Here is a 21,142-nt window from a genome sequence, read left to right as displayed (position 1 = left end):
ATATCGGCACGCGTCTTTCACTCACGAACCAGCAAGTGGCGTCCCCTAGGGGATTCGAACCCCTGTTACCGCCGTGAAAGGGCGGTGTCCTGGGCCTCTAGACGAAGGGGACACTGAAGTCTCAATCGCAAGACGCCTTGCTTCTCTACTTTCATCAGACAATCTGTGTGAGCACTACAAAGGCAGGTTCTTTAAGGTAAGGAGGTGATCCAACCGCAGGTTCCCCTACGGTTACCTTGTTACGACTTCACCCCAGTCATGAATCACAAAGTGGTAAGCGCCCTCCCGAAGGTTAAGCTACCTACTTCTTTTGCAACCCACTCCCATGGTGTGACGGGCGGTGTGTACAAGGCCCGGGAACGTATTCACCGTAGCATTCTGATCTACGATTACTAGCGATTCCGACTTCATGGAGTCGAGTTGCAGACTCCAATCCGGACTACGACATACTTTATGAGGTCCGCTTGCTCTCGCGAGGTCGCTTCTCTTTGTATATGCCATTGTAGCACGTGTGTAGCCCTACTCGTAAGGGCCATGATGACTTGACGTCATCCCCACCTTCCTCCAGTTTATCACTGGCAGTCTCCTTTGAGTTCCCGGCCGGACCGCTGGCAACAAAGGATAAGGGTTGCGCTCGTTGCGGGACTTAACCCAACATTTCACAACACGAGCTGACGACAGCCATGCAGCACCTGTCTCAGAGTTCCCGAAGGCACCAAAGCATCTCTGCTAAGTTCTCTGGATGTCAAGAGTAGGTAAGGTTCTTCGCGTTGCATCGAATTAAACCACATGCTCCACCGCTTGTGCGGGCCCCCGTCAATTCATTTGAGTTTTAACCTTGCGGCCGTACTCCCCAGGCGGTCGACTTAACGCGTTAGCTCCGGAAGCCACGCCTCAAGGGCACAACCTCCAAGTCGACATCGTTTACGGCGTGGACTACCAGGGTATCTAATCCTGTTTGCTCCCCACGCTTTCGCACCTGAGCGTCAGTCTTTGTCCAGGGGGCCGCCTTCGCCACCGGTATTCCTCCAGATCTCTACGCATTTCACCGCTACACCTGGAATTCTACCCCCCTCTACAAGACTCTAGCCTGCCAGTTTCGAATGCAGTTCCCAGGTTGAGCCCGGGGATTTCACATCCGACTTGACAGACCGCCTGCGTGCGCTTTACGCCCAGTAATTCCGATTAACGCTTGCACCCTCCGTATTACCGCGGCTGCTGGCACGGAGTTAGCCGGTGCTTCTTCTGCGAGTAACGTCAATCGCCAAGGTTATTAACCTTAACGCCTTCCTCCTCGCTGAAAGTACTTTACAACCCGAAGGCCTTCTTCATACACGCGGCATGGCTGCATCAGGCTTGCGCCCATTGTGCAATATTCCCCACTGCTGCCTCCCGTAGGAGTCTGGACCGTGTCTCAGTTCCAGTGTGGCTGGTCATCCTCTCAGACCAGCTAGGGATCGTCGCCTAGGTGAGCCATTACCCCACCTACTAGCTAATCCCATCTGGGCACATCTGATGGCATGAGGCCCGAAGGTCCCCCACTTTGGTCTTGCGACGTTATGCGGTATTAGCTACCGTTTCCAGTAGTTATCCCCCTCCATCAGGCAGTTTCCCAGACATTACTCACCCGTCCGCCGCTCGTCACCCGAGAGCAAGCTCTCTGTGCTACCGCTCGACTTGCATGTGTTAGGCCTGCCGCCAGCGTTCAATCTGAGCCATGATCAAACTCTTCAATTTAAGTTTGATGCTCGTGAATTAAACTTCGTAATGAATTACGTATGTTCACTCAGAGACTTGGTATTCATTTTTCGTCCGAGGACGTTAAGAATCCATGTCACTTTGAGTGCCCACACAGATTGTCTGATAAATTGTTAAAGAGCAGTTGCGACGCGCTTTAGCGCTCTGTCGCGAGGTGGCGTATATTACGCTTTCCTCTTTCAGAGTCAACCCTGAATTTCAGAATTTTTCTCTTCAACCGAACCGGCTGTTTGTGTGAAGTGATTCACATCTGCCGTGTCAGTGGGTGCGCATTATAGGGAGCTGCTGAGATATAGCAAGCCTTAAAATACAAAAAACTTATCAAGCGCTCATTAATTACACTTTTCACGTTTATCCTTCTTGATATATAAATGCGAAAACCCAGTGTTTATGCGGCTTGTAGCGTAGTAACAGTCAAAATCGTTTTTTGCGGAAAAGTGATTTTTCTCGCTCTGCCGACGCCCTCATAACGCTAATGGTGAATTAAGCATCACTCTTGACCCATGACAAAGCGCCACGCTTTCCCTCCTTTCTATAATCAGAGCCGTTTCTTCCTACTGGTAATAATCTATGGCTTATCAACTCAACATTAACTGGCCCGAGTTCTTAGAGAAGTACTGGCAAAAGCAGCCGGTCGTATTAAAGAAGGCGTTCCCTAACTTCATCGACCCCATTACGCCAGACGAGCTGGCCGGGTTAGCCATGGAACCGGAAGTCGATAGCCGGCTGGTCAGCCTGGTCAACGGTAAGTGGCAGGCCAGTAACGGTCCTTTTGAACATTTCGATGGGCTGGGTGAAAACGGCTGGTCCTTGCTGGCCCAGGCGGTAAACCACTGGCATATGCCTGCCGCCGAACTGGTGCGCCCATTCCGCGTACTGCCGGACTGGCGTTTAGACGATCTGATGATCTCCTTCTCCGTTCCTGGCGGCGGCGTTGGCCCACATATCGATCAGTATGACGTCTTTATTATTCAGGGCATGGGCAGCCGCCGCTGGCGCGTGGGTGACAAGCTGCCGATGCGTCAGTTCTGTCCACATCCGGCGCTGCTGCACGTTGATCCGTTCCCGCCGATTATTGATGAAGATCTGGAGCCGGGCGACATCCTCTATATTCCGCCTGGATTCCCACACGACGGAGTGACCCACGAAACGGCACTGAACTACTCCGTCGGCTTCCGTGGGCCAAACGGCCGCGACCTGATCAGCAGCTTCGCCGACTATGTGCTGGAAAACGACCTCGGCGGCGAACACTACAGCGATCCGGACCTCACCTGCCGCGACCATCCGGGCCGGGTTGAAGAGTATGAACTCGACCGTCTGCGCAACATGATGATCGACATGATTCGCCAACCCGAAGACTTCAAGCAGTGGTTCGGCAGTTTCGTCACCACGCCACGTCATGAGCTGGATATTGCGCCAGCGGAACCGGCATATGAAGAAGAGGAAGTGGTCGATGCGCTGCTGGGCGGGGAAAAGCTTTCTCGCCTGAGCGGCCTGCGCGTTCTGCATATCGGCGACAGCTTCTTCGTGCATAGCGAACAACTCGACACTACCGATGCCGGCGCGCTCGATGCGCTATGTCGCTATACCTCGTTAGGTCAAGAAGAGCTCGGCAGCGGCCTGAAAAATCCGGCGTTCGTTAGCGAACTGACGCGCCTGATTAATCAGGGCTACTGGTATTTCGAAGAGTAAGAGAACGGTAATACTGCGGGCAGCCGCCTGGCGCTGCCCGCTTGCTTTCAGCCGTTATTGCGCATATTTCGGCAACACGATAATAAAGCGAGTGGAGCGCAGATCGGACTGCACCGCTACGCTGCCGTGGTGAGCGCTGACAATCGATTTTACAATCGCCAGACCGATGCCGCTGCCCTCGCCTTTGCGCTGGCGCGAGGGGTCGACGCGATAGAAACGATCAAACAGGCGTGGCAGATGCGCGGCGGCAATCGGCGCGCCGGGGTTCTCCACCACCAGGCGAATCTTCTCGGCGCTTTCGCTCAACTGAATGGTCACCGCCTGCCCGGCCGGCGTATAGCGAATCGCGTTCGACAGCAGGTTGCTGATTGCCCGCCGCAGCATCAGCGGGTCGCCAATCACCCGGCAGTGGCTACCGACAAAACGCAGCGCCACCTCTTTTTCTTCCGCCCACGCTTCAAAGAACTCAAACACCTTATTCACTTCCTCGGCCAGATCCAGCGCACGCTGTTCAGGGATCAGCTGGTTATTATCGGCCTGGGCAAGGAACAGCATATCGCTGACCATCCGCGACATGCGCGAGAACTCTTCGAGATTGGAATAGAGCACCTCTTCCAGCTCCTGCTGGCTGCGGCTCTGGCTTAAGGCGATTTCGGTTTGCGTGACCAGGTTGGTAATCGGCGTACGGATTTCATGGGCGATATCGGCGGAAAAGTTCGACTGGCGAGTAAAGACATCCTCTATGCGCTCCAGCATATGGTTAAACGACAGCGCCAGCCGTTCCAGCTCAATGGGCACCGCCTGCGGGTCAAGGCGCACATCAAGATCCCGCGAGGTAATATTCTGGATCTGGCGGCTGATTTGGCGAATCGGCTTATGCCCCTGATAGACTACAAACAGCACGATGGCGATAATCAGCAGGCTGATTATCGCCGCCGCGGAAATCAGCTTCGCTTTGAGTTCATTAATATAGTGCAGGTGAAAATCGATCGATAAGGCCATCAGCAGATGCCAGGCCGGTTTGCCATCTGCCTGCTTGCCCAGCGGCAACATGATTAGCCGCCAGGAGCGAGTCTCCATTTGATGATTATCATGAACCATTTCCCGCGGCTGCGGGTCAGTCCATGAAATCACATTACCATCGCGCAACTTCATCGCCAGCCCCGGCGTGCTCATTATATGGCTGAGTTCCGGGCCGTTTGGCGACTGAAACAGAATATTGCCCTCGGCATCATCCAGACAGATAAAGACGTTAGCGTAGCCGCCAATCACGTTTTTTAAGATCTCCAGCCGCCGCGCCTGCGGGTAGTCGGCGTGGTTGAGCACCGTCTCAAGCGTGGTGCTGAGCTGCTTGAGATCGTGAACGTCGCGCTCTTCAAAGTGGGCCTTCACCGAATGGATCATGATCCAGGTGAAGGCAAAGAAGGCGATGATGGTGGCGAGGCTAATAAAGAAGGTGAGCCGGGTGGCCAACGAAAAGGGGCGCTTAGCGGCCATCCGGCACCTCAAGCATATAGCCGACGCCGCGCACGGTCTGGATAAGCTTCGGCTCGAAGTCGTTATCGATTTTGGCGCGCAGCCGCTTCACTGCCACGTCGATAGCGTTAGTGTCGCTGTCGAAATTCATATCCCACACCTGCGACGCGATCAGCGAACGGGGTAGCACCTCGCCCTGATGGCGCAAGAAGAACTCCAGCAGGGTAAACTCTTTGCTGGTCAGGGTGATACGAGTCGCGCCACGCGTCACCTTGCGGCTGACCAAATCAACGCTGAGATCGGCCGCCTGAAACTGGCTTTCTACTATTACCGCCGCCCCGCGACGCAGCAGAGTGCGCACCCGCGCCAGCAGTTCCGCAAAAGCAAAGGGCTTCACCAGATAGTCGTCGGCGCCCAGCTCCAGCCCCTTCACCCGATGCTCGATAGTGCCAAGCGCGGTGAGCAGCAGGATCGGCATCCCTTTATTGGCGGCGCGCAGCATGCGCACGATATCCCAGCCGTTGACGTCCGGCAGCATGATGTCGAGGATCAGCAGATCGTAGTCGCTGGTCATCGCCAGGTGATAACCGTTAAGGCCGTTGTCGGCCAGGTCGACGACGAATCCGGCTTCGGTAAGCCCTTTGGTCAGGTACTCCCCGGTTTTCTTCTCATCTTCGACAATCAAAATCTTCACGGTTGGCTCCTTCACGCGCGCTCTGTGCGGGTATTCAATTTTAGAGGAGCCCCTCCGGATAGCAATGAAATATCAGGAAAATGACAGCTTTGTCATTTTCCTGTCACGCGTTGAACAGAGCCCGCTGCGTAACGTATCCGCCATTGATAAATCGCCGAAAACCGTCTGTCGCCATGCGCCCAATAAAGCTTCTTACTCTCAGCGTGATATTCGCCTTAACCGGCTGTTTGTCACTTGCTCCGGACTACCAGCGCCCCGCCGCGCCGGTACCGCAGCAGTTCTCTCTCAGCCAGAACAAACTGGTTACCGCGACGGCGGGCTACCAGGAGACCGGTTGGCGCACCTTTTTCGTCGACCCGCAGGTGAAAAGCTTGATTAGCACCGCGCTGACCAACAACCGCGATCTACGGATGGCGACGCTGAAAGTGCAGGAAGCCCGCGCCCAGTACCGGGTGACCGACGCCGACCGCTACCCGCAGCTTAACAGCGACGGCAGCACCACCTATGGCGGCAAGCTCAAAGGCGACACCACCACCAGCAGCGATTATGCCGCCGGCTTGAATCTCAGCTACGACCTCGACTTCTTTGGCCGGTTGAAAAACCTTAGCGAGGCCGACCGACAGAACTTCTTCGCCAGCGAAGAGGCGCGGCGCGCGGTGCATATCCTGTTGATTGCTAACGTTTCACAAAGCTACTTCAACCAGCGGCTGGCGGCGGCGCAGCTGCAGGTGGCGAACGACACCTTACAGAACTATCAGCAGTCTTACGCCTTCGTTGAAAAACAGCTGCTGACCGGCAGCACCACCGTTCTGGCGCTGGAACAGGCGCGCGGCATGATCGAAAGCACCCGCGCTGATATCGCCAAACGGCAAGGCCAGCTGGCGCAGGCCAATAACGCCCTGCAACTGCTGCTCGGCAGCTATCAGCGCCTGCCGGACGATAGCGCCAGCAGCACGGTGGACCTGAAAGGCGTAACCCTGCCGCCGTCGCTCTCCTCAGAGATCCTGCTGCAGCGGCCGGATATTCTGGAAGCCGAACATAGCCTGCTGGCGGCAAACGCCAATATAGGCGCCGCGCGGGCGGCCTTCTTCCCGTCAATTACCCTGACCAGCTCGCTCTCCGGCAGCAGCAGCGAGCTCTCCAGCCTGTTTAACGCCGGCAGCGCGATGTGGAACTTCATCCCCAAAATTGAACTGCCGATTTTCAACGCCGGGCGTAATCAGGCCAACCTCGATCTGGCGGAGATCCGCCAGCAGCAGCAGGTAGTCAACTATGAACAAAAAATCCAGTCCGCCTTTAAAGAGGTGGCCGACGCGCTGGCCCTGCGCCAAAGCCTGGCCGATCAAATTGCCGCCCAGCAGCGTTATCTCGCTTCACTAAATATCACTCTGCAGCGCGCCACCGCGCTCTATCGCCACGGCGCGGTCAGCTACATCGAAGTCCTGAGCGCCCAGCGTGACATTTTTACCACCCGACAAACCCTGCTGGAACTCAACTATTCCCGTCAGGCGAATGAAATCACCCTGTTCACCGCCCTCGGCGGCGGCTGGATGGAATAATCCGAGGAGTCTTGATTATGAATTCACTGTCTAAAATCGCCCTGTTCACGCTGTTATCCGGTGTGATGTTCACTGCCCAGGCCGCCGAACCGCACGCCGGCATGGCGATGCATGAACAACCCGCTGCCGCGCAGACGCAAAGCATCGCTGGCAAAGGCGTCATTAAAGCCATTGATATGTATAGCAAAAAAATCACTATCGCCCACGAGGCCATCCCGGCGGTGAACTGGCCGCCGATGACCATGCGCTTCACCATCACCCCGCAGACGCAGCTCAACAATGTGAAGGATGGCGACAGCGTGGATTTCACCTTCGTTCAGCAGGGCAATCTGTCGTTGTTACAGGATATCCGCGCCCAATAACGGCCCGGCGACGGTAGCCCCCTCAACAACTGAATGGACGACACATGGCATCCCTGACACTGAAAAATACGGCGCTGATCCTTGGCAGCATGGTGATTGGCGGCGCGCTTACCGCGGCGCTGTACGCCCGACTGACGCAGACCCACGCTGCCGCTCCGGCGGCCGAGCAGCAGCGTAAAGTGCTGTTCTGGTACGACCCGATGTACCCGAACACCCGCTTTGATAAACCGGGTAAATCGCCGTTTATGGATATGGATCTGGTGCCGAAATACGCTGATGAGGAGAGTGCCGTCGCCGGTGCGCCAGGGGTGCGTATCGACCCGACGCAGACCCAAAACCTCGGCGTAAAAACCGCCGCGGTCACCCGCGGGCCGCTGCGTTACGCCCAGACCTTCCCGGCCAACATCAGCTATAACGAGTACCAGTACGTGATTATGCAGGCGCGGGCGGCGGGCTTTATCAATAAAGTCTATCCGCTGACCGTCGGCGACAAAGTGAAACAAGGCACGCCCTTACTCGAGCTGACCATCCCGGACTGGGTGGAAGCGCAGAGCGAATATCTTTTATTGCAGGAAACCGGGGGCACCGCTACGCAGGTCGAGGGGATCCTCGAGCGTCTACGCCTCGCCGGAATGCCGGATGACGATATCCGCCGCCTGAAAACCACGCGCAAAATCCAGACCCGCTTTACCCTCAAAGCGCCAATCGACGGGGTGATCACCGCCTTCGATCTGCGCGCCGGAATGAATATCGCCAAAGATAATGTGGTGGCGAAAATTCAGGGCATGGACCCGGTGTGGGTCAGCGTGGCGGTACCGGAATCCATCGCCTGGCTAATTAAAGACGCCTCGCAGTTCGCCATTCAGGTTCCCGCCTGGCCGGGAAAAACCTTCAGCATCAACAAATGGACCATTCTCCCCAGCGTCGATAGCGCCACCCGTACCCTGCAGCTACGCCTGCAGGTTAACAACCCGAATGAAGCGCTGAAGCCGGGGATGAACGCCTATCTGAAACTGACCAGCGAAAGCGCGCCGATGCTGCTTATCCCATCAAAAGCGTTGATCGACAGCGGTAGCGAGCAGCGAGTGATTACCGTGGATAACGAGGGCCGCTTCGTACCGAAGCTCGTACAGGTATTCCATGAATCCGCCGGCGTCACGGCCATTCGCAGCGGTCTGCAGGAGGGCGAAAAAGTCGTCGCCAGCGGCCTGTTCCTGATCGACTCGGAAGCCAATATCTCCGGCGCGCTGGAGCGCATGCGCGCACAGGCTCCTGATGTCACAGCCCCTGCCGCCCACGCGCACTGAGGAACGGAACATGATTGAATGGATTATCCGCCGCTCGGTGGCCAACCGCTTCCTGGTGATGATGGCGGCGCTGTTTCTCAGCATCTGGGGGACCTGGACCATCATCCAAACCCCGGTGGACGCCCTGCCGGACCTCTCCGACGTACAGGTAATCGTCAAAACCAGCTACCCGGGGCAGGCGCCGCAGATCGTTGAAAACCAGGTCACCTGGCCGCTGACCACCACCATGCTGTCAGTCCCCGGCGCCAAAACGGTGCGCGGCTTCTCGCAGTTTGGCGACTCCTACGTGTATGTAATATTTGAAGACGGCACCGATCCTTACTGGGCGCGCTCGCGGGTGCTGGAGTATCTCAATCAGGTGCAGGGCAAACTGCCCGCCGGGGTCAGCGCCGAAATGGGCCCTGACGCCACCGGGGTTGGCTGGGTCTTCGAGTACGCGCTGGTCGACCGCAGCGGCAAACATGACCTCGCCGAACTGCGCTCGTTGCAGGACTGGTTCTTAAAATATGAGCTAAAAACCATTCCAAACGTCTCGGAAGTGGCGTCGATAGGCGGCGTGGTCAAGGAGTATCAGATTGTCGTCGACCCGATGAAGCTGACCCAGTACGGCATCAGCCTCGGCGAGGTGAAATCGGCGCTGGACGCCTCTAACCAGGAGGCGGGCGGCTCTTCCGTCGAACTGGCGGAAGCCGAATATATGGTGCGCGCCAGCGGCTACCTGCAGACGCTCGACGACTTCAAAAATATCGTGCTGAAAACCGGTGACAACGGCGTGCCGGTGTATCTCGGCGACGTTGCGCGGGTGCAGATTGGCCCGGAGATGCGCCGCGGTATCGCCGAGCTTAACGGCGAGGGCGAAGTGGCCGGCGGCGTGGTGATCCTGCGCTCCGGCAAGAACGCCCGCGAGGTGATCTCGGCGGTCAAAGAGAAGCTGGCGTCGCTGCAAAGCAGCCTGCCGGAAGGGGTTGAAGTGGTTACCACTTACGACCGCAGCCAGCTTATCGACCGCGCCATCGACAACCTCAGCTACAAGCTGCTGGAAGAGTTTATCGTCGTTGCGCTGGTCTGCGCCCTTTTCCTGTGGCACGTGCGCTCGGCGCTAGTGGCGATTATCTCGCTGCCGCTCGGCCTGTGCTTCGCTTTTATTATGATGCATTTCCAGGGGCTTAACGCCAACATCATGTCGTTGGGCGGGATCGCCATTGCGGTGGGGGCAATGGTCGATGCCGCCATCGTGATGATCGAGAACGCCCACAAGCGGCTGGAGGAGTGGGAACATCAGCACCCTGGAGAAAAACTAAGCAACGACATCCGCTGGAAAATCATTACCGATGCATCGGTGGAGGTCGGCCCGGCACTGTTTATCAGCCTGCTGATCATTACTCTGTCGTTTATCCCGATTTTCACCCTCGAAGGCCAGGAGGGCAAACTGTTCGGCCCGCTGGCCTTCACCAAAACCTGGTCGATGGCCGGGGCGGCGCTGCTGGCGATCGTGGTGATCCCGATCCTGATGGGCTTCTGGATCCGCGGCAAGATCCCAGCGGAGAACAGCAATCCGCTGAACCGCTTTTTGATCCGCATTTATCACCCACTGCTGCTGAAGGTACTGCACTGGCCGAAGACTACCCTGCTGATTGCGCTTCTGTCGATCCTGACGATTGCCTGGCCGCTTAACCGGGTCGGCGGAGAGTTTCTGCCGCAGATTAATGAAGGCGATCTGCTGTATATGCCGTCAACGCTGCCGGGGATCTCCGCTGCGCAGGCGGCGGATATGCTGCAGAAGACCGATAAGCTGATCATGACGGTGCCGGAAGTGGCAAGGGTGTTCGGCAAAACCGGCAAGGCCGAAACCGCCACCGACTCGGCGCCGCTGGAGATGGTAGAGACCACGATTCAGCTCAAGCCACAGGATCAATGGCGGCCGGGGATGACCATGGAGAAGATCGTCGAGGAGCTGGATAAAACCGTACGTCTACCCGGGCTGGCGAATCTGTGGGTGCCGCCGATCCGCAACCGCATCGACATGCTCTCCACCGGCATCAAGAGCCCGATCGGCATTAAAGTTTCCGGCACCAACCTGGCCGATATCGACGCCATCGCCGAACAAATTGAAGTGGTGGCTCGCACCGTGCCGGGGGTCACGTCAGCGTTAGCCGAGCGGCTGGTCGGCGGGCGCTACCTCAACATTGATATTCAGCGTGAGAAGGCGGCCCGCTACGGCATGACCGTCGGCGACGTGCAGCTGTTTGTTTCGTCCGCCATCGGCGGCGCGATGGTCGGCGAAACGGTAGAGGGCGTCGAGCGCTATCCGATCAACATCCGCTACCCGCAGAGCTATCGCGATAGCCCGGAGACCCTCCGCCAGTTGCCGATCCTCACGCCGCTGAAGCAGCAGATCGTGCTCGGCGACGTCGCCGAGGTTAAGGTCGTTACCGGGCCATCGATGCTGAAGACCGAAAACGCCCGCCCGACCAGTTGGATCTACATCGACGCTCGCGACCGCGATATGGTCTCGGTGGTGCGCGATCTGCAGCAGGCCATCGGCAAAGAGGTAAAGCTGAAGCCGGGCATCAGCGTCTCCTACTCCGGGCAGTTTGAGCTGCTGGAGCGCGCCAATCAGAAGCTGAAGCTGATGGTGCCGATGACGCTAATGATTATCTTCGTGCTGCTGTACCTGGCGTTCCGCCGCTTCGGCGAGGCGTTGCTGATTATCACCAGCGTGCCGTTCGCCCTCGTCGGCGGGATCTGGTTCCTCTACTGGATGGGGTTCCATCTGTCGGTGGCCACCGGTACCGGCTTTATCGCCCTGGCCGGGGTGGCGGCAGAATTTGGCGTAGTGATGCTGATGTACCTGCGCCACGCCATCGAGGCGGAGCCATCGCTGGAGAACCCGCAGACCTTCAGCGCCGATAAGCTCGACGAGGCGCTGTACCAAGGCGCGGTGCTGCGCGTGCGGCCAAAGGCGATGACCGTGGCGGTGATTATCGCTGGCCTGCTGCCGATTTTATGGGGCACTGGCGCCGGTTCGGAAGTGATGAGCCGTATCGCCGCGCCGATGATTGGCGGGATGATCACCGCGCCGCTGTTGTCGCTGTTTATCATTCCGGCGGCATATAAGCTGATGTGGCTGTATCGGCATCGGGGCAAGCGCGGAGAATAAATAAAGGCAAGCCCGTTGGTATTTCACTGGCGGGCTTTTTTATTATTAGCCCCACAAGCAATTACCTCATTTAACCCTCACCCGTTCTCATATTATCTCATCCTCTGCGCCAATCGGCCTTCACTCGACGTTATTCCCTTTAGCTTCATTGATTTTCCTGCTCACCCTGACTGCGTATTTATCACGCGGAGAAAAGGTGGGCCTTAATTCAATGAGCGCTATCGATGAACCTGAATCCTTTTCCACCCTGTTTATTTTTGCTGTTATTACTTTCTGCCCTGAATACGATATCACCCTGCCATGCCGCGACAGCAAAGGTGGATAATTGCGAAGTTGGCTGCCCAACCGGCGGCAGCCAACAGACGCTCTTCCGCGCGGCCTACACGCTGAACAATAACCCCAGTCGTAAACTGGCCAACTGGGTAGCGTATAAAATCACCCGTGCCAGCGAGGCCAGCAACCGTGAGAGAGTGTGGAAGCAGGACCCCGATTTACCCGCAGCCGATACCCTGGCGCCCGCCGACTATCGCCGGGCCAACACCTTACTGGCGGTCGATCGCGGCCATCAGGCACCGCTGGCGAGCCTCGGCGGCGCGGAGGACTGGCCTGCGCTGAACTATCTGTCGAATATCACCCCGCAGGAAGCGGCGCTGAATCAAGGAGCATGGGCGCGGCTGGAAGACGCGGAGCGCGCGTTAGCCGAGCGCCCGGAGGTGACGGCGGTTTATGCGGTTACCGGGCCACTGTTCGAACGGCATATCGCCACCCTGCCCGCCGCGCCGGGCGTGGAGATCCCCAGCGGCTACTGGAAGATTATTTTCCTCGATAGCGGCCCGCAGAGCGGCCAGTACGCAGCATTTGTGCTGGACCAGGCGACGCCGCGCGATGCTAATTTTTGCGACCATCAGGTGACGGTGGCGGAGATTGAGCGCCGAACCAGTCCGCATTTGACGCTGTGGTCGGCACTGCCGGCCTCTGTTTCTACATCGCTAAAGACTCTGCCGGGGACGCTGGCGCGGGAGATGGGTTGCAGGTAGGGAACGGAGGGGTAAAGTTGTCGACCTGTCGCGATTAACAATCGGCATCTTACCGCCAGCCAACAAACCAGGTATAGTTGCCGTCTCTGCCACCGCTAAGCGCTGTTGATATCGTATGAAGCTCGGTTATTTTTGTTACTTCCTGCTGGCCCTTGCCGCCGTCGGCAGCGTGTTACTGCCCCATTCCATCGCCATGTGGTTCCTGCTGGCGAACGTACTGACCTGGCTTATCTACGGCATCGACAAATTAGCCGCCCGTAAAGCCTGGAGCCGGATCCCGGAATCCACCCTGCTGACCTTCGGCCTGCTCGGCGGATGGCCGGGCGCGATTGCCGGGCAGCAGTGTTTTCGCCACAAAACCCAGAAGCAGCCATTCAGAACATATTTCATTATTAGCATCGTGCTGAATGTTGTGGTGCTGGTTGGCGGATATTGGCTGTATCGGAATTATGGGGTATAGGATTGGTGACCTGCCCGCTAGTGGTGGATCTCTTTTTAACCACTAATGTCGAAGACGCGCAGCAGGATATCCCTATGGAGGAGGGCCCCTATGCCACCCTGCTTAAAAAAATAGCCAAGCTTCAGGAACGACTACCGATCCGCGTTGAGTATTCTCCCGTCCGTATCGCGCTGGTGACGGCCAGAAACAGCCCATCAGAAATGCGCGTCATTAAGACACTGAGAAGCTGGGGGGTATATGTCGACGAGGCTTTTTTTCTTGGTGGTGTAGAGAAAACGAAAGTCCTGAAGGCCTTTAAACCGCATATTTTCTTTGATGACCAGGATGTACATTTGGTTGCTGCTGCAAAAGTTGTTCCTTCTGGTAAGGTTCCTTATGCTAGCAATTCCGAGCTTTTTAAAAAGGAAGCATTGTAAAAATTGACAACAAATAGCCACCCAGCAGCAAAGATGGCTATTTTTCTATTTTTACTGTCTTCCTACATGTTCTTCGCGTATGACGGCTAAATAACCCAATTAATGCTTGCCTTACTGATTGGCTTGTAGTGACCGCTCCTGCCGATTCAGTTGCGATAGTCCCTGTAGCAGGTATTATTTTGCGTACAGCATTCCAAAATTGAATTTTTGCCTGAGCATTTTGCTCCATGGCCGCAATCTCTTCCGAGGGCTTCATGACTAACACTAACTTTTCTCAAACGGCTGCGTTTATCTGGTCGGTGGCCGATCTGCTACGCGGTGATTTCAAACAGTCTCAGTACGGGCGCGTGATCCTGCCTTTTACGCTGCTGCGCCGTCTTGAGTGTGTGTTGGCGGAGACCAAAGATGCGGTGGTGGCGAAATATGATGAATTAAAAACCAGCCCGCTGCCGGAAGATGCCAAAGAGAAGTTTCTGCTGCGCGCAAGCACGCTTTCCTTCTTCAACACCTCGAAGATGGATCTGGGCAAGATGGGTCAGAACGACATCAAAGCCAACCTGGAAAGCTACGTACAGGCATTTTCACCGGATGCACGTGAAATCTTCGAGCACTTCAAATTCAGCGAGTTTGTCGGCCTGCTGGAGGATGCCAACCTGCTGTTCAAAGTGGTGAAGAAATTTGCCACTACCGACCTTAGCCCAAAAGCGATTTCCAACTATGAAATGGGCCTGGTGTTTGAAGAGCTCATCCGTCGTTTCGCGGAAAGCTCTAACGAGACCGCCGGTGAGCACTTCACCCCACGCGATATCGTGCGTCTGACTACCTCGCTGGTGTTCATGGAAGATGATGAAGCCCTGACGCAGCCCGGTATCATCCGCACCATTTATGACCCGACGGCCGGGACCGGCGGCTTCCTCTCTTCAGGCATGGAATATGTGCACGAACTGAACCCTAACGCGGTGATGCGTGCCTTTGGCCAGGAGCTGAACCCGGAATCCTACGCAATCTGTAAAGCCGACATGCTGATCAAAGGTCAGGACGTCAGCCGCATTAAGCTGGGAAACACCCTTTCTAACGACCAGTTACCGCAAGACCAGTTCGACTATATGCTCTCTAACCCACCGTTTGGCGTGGACTGGAAGAAGATTGAGGGCGAGATTAACGACGAACATACGCAGAAAGGTTTTAACGGTCGCTTTGGCCCGGGCCTGCCGCGTGTATCCGACGGCTCGCTGCTGTTCCTGATGCACCTGATCAGCAAAATGCGCGACAACCACAACGTGGATGGCACCGTGAGCAACGGCGGGCGTATCGGGATTATCCTTAACGGTTCGCCACTGTTTACCGGCGGTGCGGGCAGCGGTGAGAGCGAAATCCGTCGCTACATTCTGGAAGCCGATTTGCTGGAAGGCATTGTCGCGCTGCCAACGGACATGTTCTACAACACCGGCATTGCCACCTACGTCTGGATCCTCTCCAACAAGAAAGCGCCTGAGCGTAAAGGTAAAGTGCAGCTGATTGATGGCACCAACCTGTGTGGTAAGATGCGTAAATCACTGGGTTCCAAGCGTAACCTGATGGGCGATGACGATATCAAGCTGATCACCAAGACCTTCGGTGACTTTGAGGTGGTGGATGCCACCACCCTGGAAGAACTGGGTCTGGAAAAAGCCGCCGAGCAAAAATCCAGCCGCGGTCGTCAGCCAGCAACGGCCAAAACCGAAGCGCCGAAAACCTTCGCCAGCAAAATCTTTAACAGCACCGACTTTGGCTATCGCCGCCTGACCATTGAGCGCCCGCTGCGGTTATCCGCACAGGTGACCGATGAGGCGATTGCGACACTGCGCTTTGCGCCGAAGCCGTTTAACGCGCCAATGGAACACCTGTATGAAGAGTTTGCGTCCCAATGGCAGGAAGACACATACGGTGATTTCTCCGAACTGGAGGCAGAAGCGCGCGCCATCATCAAAGCCGAATTTGCCGAGCTGAAAGAGAAGCAGATTAAAGATCTGCTCGACAGTAAACTGTGGCTGGCACAACGCGGGTTAATGGAAAAAGCGCAGCAGATTCAGACGGCATTGAGTACACAGGCGGGTGGCAAAACGCTGGTGAGCAATGACTTCAACCAGTTCCAGCTGACCCTTAAAGGGGCCATCAAAACCGCGGGCGTGAAGCTGGATGCGAAAGAGAATAAGCAGTTTATCGACGCTATCACCACGAAAAATCCGGATGCCGAACCGGTGGTGAAAAAGGTGCTGAAAGAAGCCGCTCAGCCGCTGTACGGTGCGTTTGAATACAAAGGCAAGGTTGTTGAGTTCGAACAGGACGGCGAGCTGCGCGATAACGAGAACGTGCCGTTGAATCCGACAGTCTCCACCAGTGACCTGATTGAAAACTACTTCAAAGCGGAAGTGCTGCCGCATGTAAATGACGCATGGATCAACGCCGATAAGCGCGATGTGAAAGATGGTGAGGTGGGGATTGTCGGTTATGAGATTCCGTTTAACCGCCATTTCTATGTCTATCAGCCGCCGCGCCCGCTAGAGGAGATTGATGCCGATCTGGATGCGGTCAGCGCCGAGATTATGAAGCTGCTGCAGGAGGTACATTCCTGATGGCTAAGTATAAGGCGTATCCGGAGTATAAGGATTCTGGGGTTGAATGGTTGGGGATGGTACCCTCTCACTGGAATATTAAGCGGCTTGGTCAATTTTTTGAGGAAAGAAGAGATAAAGTTAGTGATAAAGACTATCCTCCTTTATCTGTAACTATGCAGGGTATTGTCCCCCAAATTGATACTGCAGCTAAAACAGATGCAGGGGATAATCGTAAGCTGGTTTTGAAAAATGATTTTGTTATTAATAGCCGTTCAGATAGGAAGGGCTCGTCAGGGGTGTCTCAGCTTAATGGGTCCGTTTCATTAATTAGCATAGTAATGGAGCCTAAAAGGATAGACCCTAAATTTGCTCACCATTTACTCCGCAGTTATCCGTTCCAGGAAGAGTTTTACCGCTATGGTAAAGGCATTGTTGCCGATCTTTGGAGTACAAACTCTTCTGAAATGAAGAATATCCTAATCCCTGAATTGGCAGACGATGAGAGTAATGCAATTGCATGTTTCCTCGATCACGAAACCGCAAAGATCGATAATCTGATCGAGAAACAACAGCAACTGATTGAACTGCTAAAAGAAAAACGTCAGGCGGTGATTAGCCATGCCGTCACCAAAGGGCTAAACCCTGATGTGCCGATGAAAGATTCTGGTGTTGAGTGGCTGGGGGAAGTGCCGGAGCATTGGACAGTTTGCAGACTTAAACAAATCATTAAAAGTGGTACTTCAATATCTTATGGAATTGTTCAGCCTGGTGATTCTTTAGATGAGGGAGTTCCATTCATACAAACAACCAATATTTCACAAGGGAATATACAATTAGAAAGCCTCCCAAAAACCTCAAAAATAATTGAAAAAAATTATCCTCGTTCACGCCTGGATGGAGGAGAGGTTATTTTAGGTATCAGGGCATCTATAGGTTCCGCATATGTAGTTCCTCTTGAATTAAAAGGTGCCAATTTATCTCGTGGAGTTGCCAGAATTCAACCGGGGACTAATATTTCTGCTGATTATTTGGTTTGGTACTTAAAAACCAATGCAGTTGAACAATATTGGGCATTAAGTAAGCAAGGTAGTACTTTTAGCGAGGTTTCAATAGAGACTGTTAGAGAATTAACTGTCTGTGTTCCCCCTAAAGATGAACAATACAACATTGCGTCTCGTTTAGAGGGGGCACTAGATAGAATTCATAAGCTAATTGTTAAATCAGAAATAAAAATGAATTTGCTTAGAGAGCGCCGCACTGCGCTTATTTCCGCCGCCGTCACCGGAAAAATCGACGTTCGCGACTGGGTTGCCCCCGACACGCAGAACGTTGAGGAGCCACAGGAGGCCAGCGCATGAGCATGGACAGCACCAAAGAGCTGATTTTCCAGAATGAGATGATTGCTCAGATGGAAGCAAAAGGCTGGATTTGTGGAAAAACCGACGGCTACGATCGCGAACGTGCGCTGTATTCCCAGGATGCACTGACCTTTGTGCAGACCACGCAGCCGCAGGAGTGGGAGAAGTTTGCCAAGGTTTATCCTGGCGACACCGAGCGTCATTTCCTCGATGCGCTGGTGGCGCAGCTGAAAAAAGCAGATATCAACGCTACCGATATGCTTTCACGCACTTACGGCACGCTCGGCGTGCTGCGTCACGGTATCAAAAGCCATAATGCGCGTTTTTCGCTGTGTCAGTTTAAGCCGGAACATAACCTCAACCCGGAAACCCTGACCCGCTACAAACAGAATATCTGCCGTATTGTGCCGGAGCTGGTTTACAGCCCGCATGCGTCGAACGCCGCATTTGAAGAAACGGGTATAAAAGCGAAGAAGTGGCGTATCGACCTGGTGTTGTTCGTCAATGGCTTGCCGGTAGCGACGCTGGAACTGAAGTCTGAATTTAAGCAGACGGTACAAAACGCTATTGCGCAATATAAGAAAACGCGTTTGCCGAAAGATCCAGGCACCAATAAACCCGAGCCGCTGCTGACCTTTAAACGCGGCGCTCTGGTGCACTTTGCCGTCAGTCAGTACGAAGTGTTTATGGCGACCAAACTGGATGGCGATAAAACCTTCTTCCTACCGTTTAACAAAGGCACCCGTGACGGCGGCGCAGGGAACGACATCCCGGAAGATGCCAACGACTACGCCACCAGCTACCTGTGGAATGAGGTGCTGCTGCCGGACAATCTGCTGAAAATTCTCGCGAGCTTCGTGCATCTGCAAATCGTCGAAAAAGAAAACGCCATTGGCCTGAAGTACAAAAGCGAGAGCCTGATTTTCCCGCGCTATCACCAGTGGGATGTGGTGAACAAACTGATCATCGCCGCTACGGTGGAAGGGACCGGCAATAAATACCTGATTCAGCACAGTGCGGGGTCGGGCAAATCGAACTCTATCGCCTGGACGGCACATCAGCTTTCCCGCCTGTACGACGAAAATGGCGAGAAGCAGTTCCACTCGGTGATTGTGGTGACGGACCGCACCGTGCTTGACGACCAGTTGCAGGACACCATCTATCAGTTTGAACATCAGGACGGAGTGGTCGGACGTATCAATAACAAAGAAGGCGATGGTTCTAAATCGGAGAAGCTGGCCAGCGCGCTGGAAAACTCGCAGCCGATTATCATCGTCACCATTCAGACCTTCCCGTTTGTCCTGAAGGCGATTGAAAATAGCGTCAGCCTCAAGCAGCGAAAATACGCGGTGATTGCCGATGAAGCGCACTCCTCACAGAGCGGTTCTACGGCGCGTCAACTGAAAGAAGTGCTGATGACCGAAGAGGCGGATGACGATGTGGAGATGTCTTCAGAAGATATTCTGGACGCCACCGTCGCCGCGCGTAAAGGCAGCAACAACCTCAACTATTATGCCTTTACCGCCACGCCGAAAGCCAAAACGCTAGAGCTGTTTGGCCGTCGTCCTCATCCGCAGGAACCGGCGTCAAAAACCAACAAGCCGGAAGCGTTCCACGTTTACTCCATGCGTCAGGCCATCGAAGAAGGCTTTATTCTCGATGTATTGAAGAACTACACCAACTACAAAGTGGCATACAAGCTGCTGCAAAAGCTCGACGATCCTGACCGGGAAGTGGACAGCAAAAAAGCTAAAATCAAACTGAACCAGTGGGTCTCGCTGCACGATCATAACGTGTCGCAGAAGGTGAAGGTGATTGTTGAGCATTTCCGCAAGCACGTGATGCATTTACTGGCTGGCCAAGCGAAAGCGATGGTGGTGACCAGTTCGCGTAAGGCGGCAGTGCGTTACAAGCTGGCGTTCGATAAATACATCGCCAAGCAAAAATACGACAAGATCAGCGCGATGGTGGCCTTCTCCGGTGAAGTGGAGTTCCATGAAGATGACCACAACAGTCTTGCGCTGCTCAACCAGAAATTCACCGAGATCACTATGAACCCTGGCCTGAAAGGCCGGGATATGCGTAAAGCATTTGATACCGACGATTACCAGGTGATGCTGGTAGCCAACAAATTTCAGACCGGTTTTGACCAGCCTAAGCTCTGTGCCATGTATGTGGATAAAAAGCTGGGCGGCGTGGAGTGCGTACAGACGCTGTCTCGCCTGAACCGCACCTATCCTGGGAAGGCGCAGTCCGGTACCTTTGTGCTCGATTTCTACAACGAACCCGAAGATATTTTGGGAGCTTTCCAGCCGTACTACCAGACTGCGGAACTGACTGATGTCAGCGATCCGCAGTTGGTCTTTGAACTTTATGAAAAACTGCGTACCAGCGGCATTTTCCTGTGGAACGAAGTGGAGCAGTTCTGCGAAGCGTTCTTCAGCAAAAATAAATCCAACGCGGCTATTAGCAATATTTGCAAACCTGCGGTGGAGCGTTGGAAACATCGCTACACCTCGGCGATTGAGGCGTATGTGCTGGCCAAAGAGATGTTTGAACGCACTAAAAAAACCGGCGATGTTGTACTGATCACCAATGCGGAAAACACCTTTAAGGACTGCGAGAAAGAAAAAAGTAAGCTGGATATCTTCAAGAAAGATCTCGGCAGCTTTGTCCGTTTTTACGAGTTTATGTCGCAAATCGTCGATTACGATGACAAGAACCTGGAAAAACTGAGCCTGTTTGCCCGCCACCTGCGTCCACTGCTACATGAACAACGAGTGGAAGAAGATGAGATTGATTTAAGCAACGTGGAGATGAGCCATTATCGCCTGTCGAAACTTCACGAACAGCACCTGAAGCTACAGGAAGATGCGGCGGAATACAAAATCACACCGGGAAATGATGTCGGTACGGCGAAGCCGAAGGACAAGAAAGAAGAGTTTCTGTCGAATATCCTTGCGCGTCTTAACGAGCTATTCGTTACCGATAATCTCACCGATAAAGACATGATCAATTACGCCTTCGCGGTGCGCGACAAACTGTCAGAAAACCAGGCGGTGATGACCCAGATTGCGAACAACACGCGTGAACAGGCGATGCTGGGTGATTTCCCGAAAGCCATTGACGATGCCGTGATGGACAGCAACGACGCCCAGCAGGAGATGATGGTGCAATATCTCTCTAACCCTGAGCTAGCGAAAGGCTTTGCCCGCGTGGTGTTTGATATGTTGAAAGGGGCTTAGCGCTTTTTCATCAAGGAGTGG

12 protein-coding genes, 1 tRNA gene, 1 rRNA gene and 1 pseudogene are annotated in these 21,142 nt (G+C 54.7%); 11 read left to right on the top strand and 4 right to left on the bottom strand.

Annotation, left to right across the window (positions count from 1 at the left end):
• Positions 1-36: 36 nt before the first annotated feature.
• A tRNA-Glu gene (locus EAE_RS10195) sits at positions 37-112 on the bottom strand.
• An 85-nt stretch (positions 113-197) separates the two neighbouring features.
• Positions 198-1,737 (bottom strand): 16S ribosomal RNA (locus EAE_RS10190).
• Between the two features lie 591 nt (positions 1,738-2,328).
• On the opposite strand from EAE_RS10190, the gene EAE_RS10185 reads away from it, so the two are divergent.
• The gene (locus EAE_RS10185; protein ID WP_015704249.1) at positions 2,329-3,450 is read left to right on the top strand and encodes a ribosomal protein uL16 3-hydroxylase; all 1,122 of its coding nucleotides are present in this window, start codon (positions 2,329-2,331) and stop codon (positions 3,448-3,450) included.
• A gap of 54 nt (positions 3,451-3,504) precedes the next feature.
• Here EAE_RS10185 and EAE_RS10180 read toward each other — a convergent pair whose 3' ends face one another.
• Positions 3,505-4,947 carry a Cu(+)/Ag(+) sensor histidine kinase gene (locus EAE_RS10180; protein ID WP_015704248.1) on the bottom strand — a complete coding sequence of 481 codons (1,443 nt, stop codon included), beginning with the start codon at positions 4,945-4,947 and terminating at the stop codon, positions 3,505-3,507.
• Positions 4,937-5,620 carry a copper response regulator transcription factor CusR gene (gene cusR, locus EAE_RS10175; RefSeq protein ID WP_008807068.1) on the bottom strand — a complete coding sequence of 228 codons (684 nt, stop codon included), beginning with the start codon at positions 5,618-5,620 and terminating at the stop codon, positions 4,937-4,939. Before cusR ends, EAE_RS10180 begins: the two co-directional genes overlap by 11 nt.
• A gap of 173 nt (positions 5,621-5,793) precedes the next feature.
• Here cusR and EAE_RS10170 point away from each other — a divergent pair, with 173 nt between their 5' ends.
• The 10 genes and pseudogenes from EAE_RS10170 (at position 5,794) to EAE_RS10125 (ending at position 21,121) form a co-directional block, all read left to right on the top strand.
• Positions 5,794-7,179, top strand: coding sequence for an efflux transporter outer membrane subunit (locus tag EAE_RS10170; protein ID WP_015704247.1), 1,386 nt, complete (start codon positions 5,794-5,796; stop codon positions 7,177-7,179).
• Between the two features lie 17 nt (positions 7,180-7,196).
• The gene (gene cusF / locus EAE_RS10165) at positions 7,197-7,541 is read left to right on the top strand and encodes a cation efflux system protein CusF (RefSeq protein WP_015704246.1); all 345 of its coding nucleotides are present in this window, start codon (positions 7,197-7,199) and stop codon (positions 7,539-7,541) included.
• 44 nt (positions 7,542-7,585) lie between these two features.
• A complete protein-coding gene (locus EAE_RS10160) occupies positions 7,586-8,848 on the top strand; it encodes an efflux RND transporter periplasmic adaptor subunit (protein ID WP_015704245.1) in 1,263 nt (420 codons plus the stop codon).
• 10 nt (positions 8,849-8,858) lie between these two features.
• Positions 8,859-12,008 carry a CusA/CzcA family heavy metal efflux RND transporter gene (locus EAE_RS10155; protein ID WP_015704244.1) on the top strand — a complete coding sequence of 1,050 codons (3,150 nt, stop codon included), beginning with the start codon at positions 8,859-8,861 and terminating at the stop codon, positions 12,006-12,008.
• 317 nt (positions 12,009-12,325) lie between these two features.
• Entirely contained in the window at positions 12,326-13,045 is a 720-nt protein-coding gene (locus EAE_RS10150; RefSeq protein WP_015704243.1) for a DNA/RNA non-specific endonuclease, read from the top strand.
• Between the two features lie 115 nt (positions 13,046-13,160).
• The gene (locus EAE_RS10145) at positions 13,161-13,505 is read left to right on the top strand and encodes a DUF1294 domain-containing protein (RefSeq protein WP_015704242.1); all 345 of its coding nucleotides are present in this window, start codon (positions 13,161-13,163) and stop codon (positions 13,503-13,505) included.
• Between the two features lie 50 nt (positions 13,506-13,555).
• Positions 13,556-13,921, top strand: a pseudogene (locus EAE_RS10140) (5'-nucleotidase); the annotation flags it as partial.
• 254 nt (positions 13,922-14,175) lie between these two features.
• Complete coding sequence (locus EAE_RS10135; protein ID WP_047058439.1) at positions 14,176-16,536, top strand: type I restriction-modification system subunit M; 2,361 nt, start codon at positions 14,176-14,178, stop codon at positions 16,534-16,536.
• Entirely contained in the window at positions 16,536-17,876 is a 1,341-nt protein-coding gene (locus tag EAE_RS10130; RefSeq protein WP_015704239.1) for a restriction endonuclease subunit S, read from the top strand. The genes EAE_RS10135 and EAE_RS10130 overlap by 1 nt, the downstream gene beginning before the upstream one ends.
• Positions 17,873-21,121 carry a type I restriction endonuclease subunit R gene (locus EAE_RS10125; RefSeq protein WP_015704238.1) on the top strand — a complete coding sequence of 1,083 codons (3,249 nt, stop codon included), beginning with the start codon at positions 17,873-17,875 and terminating at the stop codon, positions 21,119-21,121. The genes EAE_RS10130 and EAE_RS10125 overlap by 4 nt, the downstream gene beginning before the upstream one ends.
• The last annotated feature ends 21 nt before the right edge of the window (positions 21,122-21,142 follow it).

This window comes from Klebsiella aerogenes KCTC 2190, from assembly GCF_000215745.1.
In the GTDB taxonomy this organism is placed as follows: domain Bacteria; phylum Pseudomonadota; class Gammaproteobacteria; order Enterobacterales; family Enterobacteriaceae; genus Klebsiella; species Klebsiella aerogenes.
This window is presented reverse-complemented; position numbering and strand designations above follow the sequence as displayed.

What these genes read in the sequence shown, in the direction of transcription:
- EAE_RS10185 (WP_015704249.1), top strand. Translation starts at nt 2,329, where the DNA reads ATGGCTTATCAACTCAACATTAACTGGCCCGAGTTCTTAGAGAAGTAC.
- cusF (WP_015704246.1), top strand. Translation starts at nt 7,197, where the DNA reads ATGAATTCACTGTCTAAAATCGCCCTGTTCACGCTGTTATCCGGTGTG.
- EAE_RS10180 (WP_015704248.1), bottom strand. Translation starts at nt 4,947, where the DNA reads ATGGCCGCTAAGCGCCCCTTTTCGTTGGCCACCCGGCTCACCTTCTTT.
- EAE_RS10155 (WP_015704244.1), top strand. Translation starts at nt 8,859, where the DNA reads ATGATTGAATGGATTATCCGCCGCTCGGTGGCCAACCGCTTCCTGGTG.
- EAE_RS10130 (WP_015704239.1), top strand. Translation starts at nt 16,536, where the DNA reads ATGGCTAAGTATAAGGCGTATCCGGAGTATAAGGATTCTGGGGTTGAA.
- EAE_RS10145 (WP_015704242.1), top strand. Translation starts at nt 13,161, where the DNA reads ATGAAGCTCGGTTATTTTTGTTACTTCCTGCTGGCCCTTGCCGCCGTC.
- EAE_RS10125 (WP_015704238.1), top strand. Translation starts at nt 17,873, where the DNA reads ATGAGCATGGACAGCACCAAAGAGCTGATTTTCCAGAATGAGATGATT.
- EAE_RS10160 (WP_015704245.1), top strand. Translation starts at nt 7,586, where the DNA reads ATGGCATCCCTGACACTGAAAAATACGGCGCTGATCCTTGGCAGCATG.
- EAE_RS10170 (WP_015704247.1), top strand. Translation starts at nt 5,794, where the DNA reads ATGCGCCCAATAAAGCTTCTTACTCTCAGCGTGATATTCGCCTTAACC.
- EAE_RS10135 (WP_047058439.1), top strand. Translation starts at nt 14,176, where the DNA reads ATGACTAACACTAACTTTTCTCAAACGGCTGCGTTTATCTGGTCGGTG.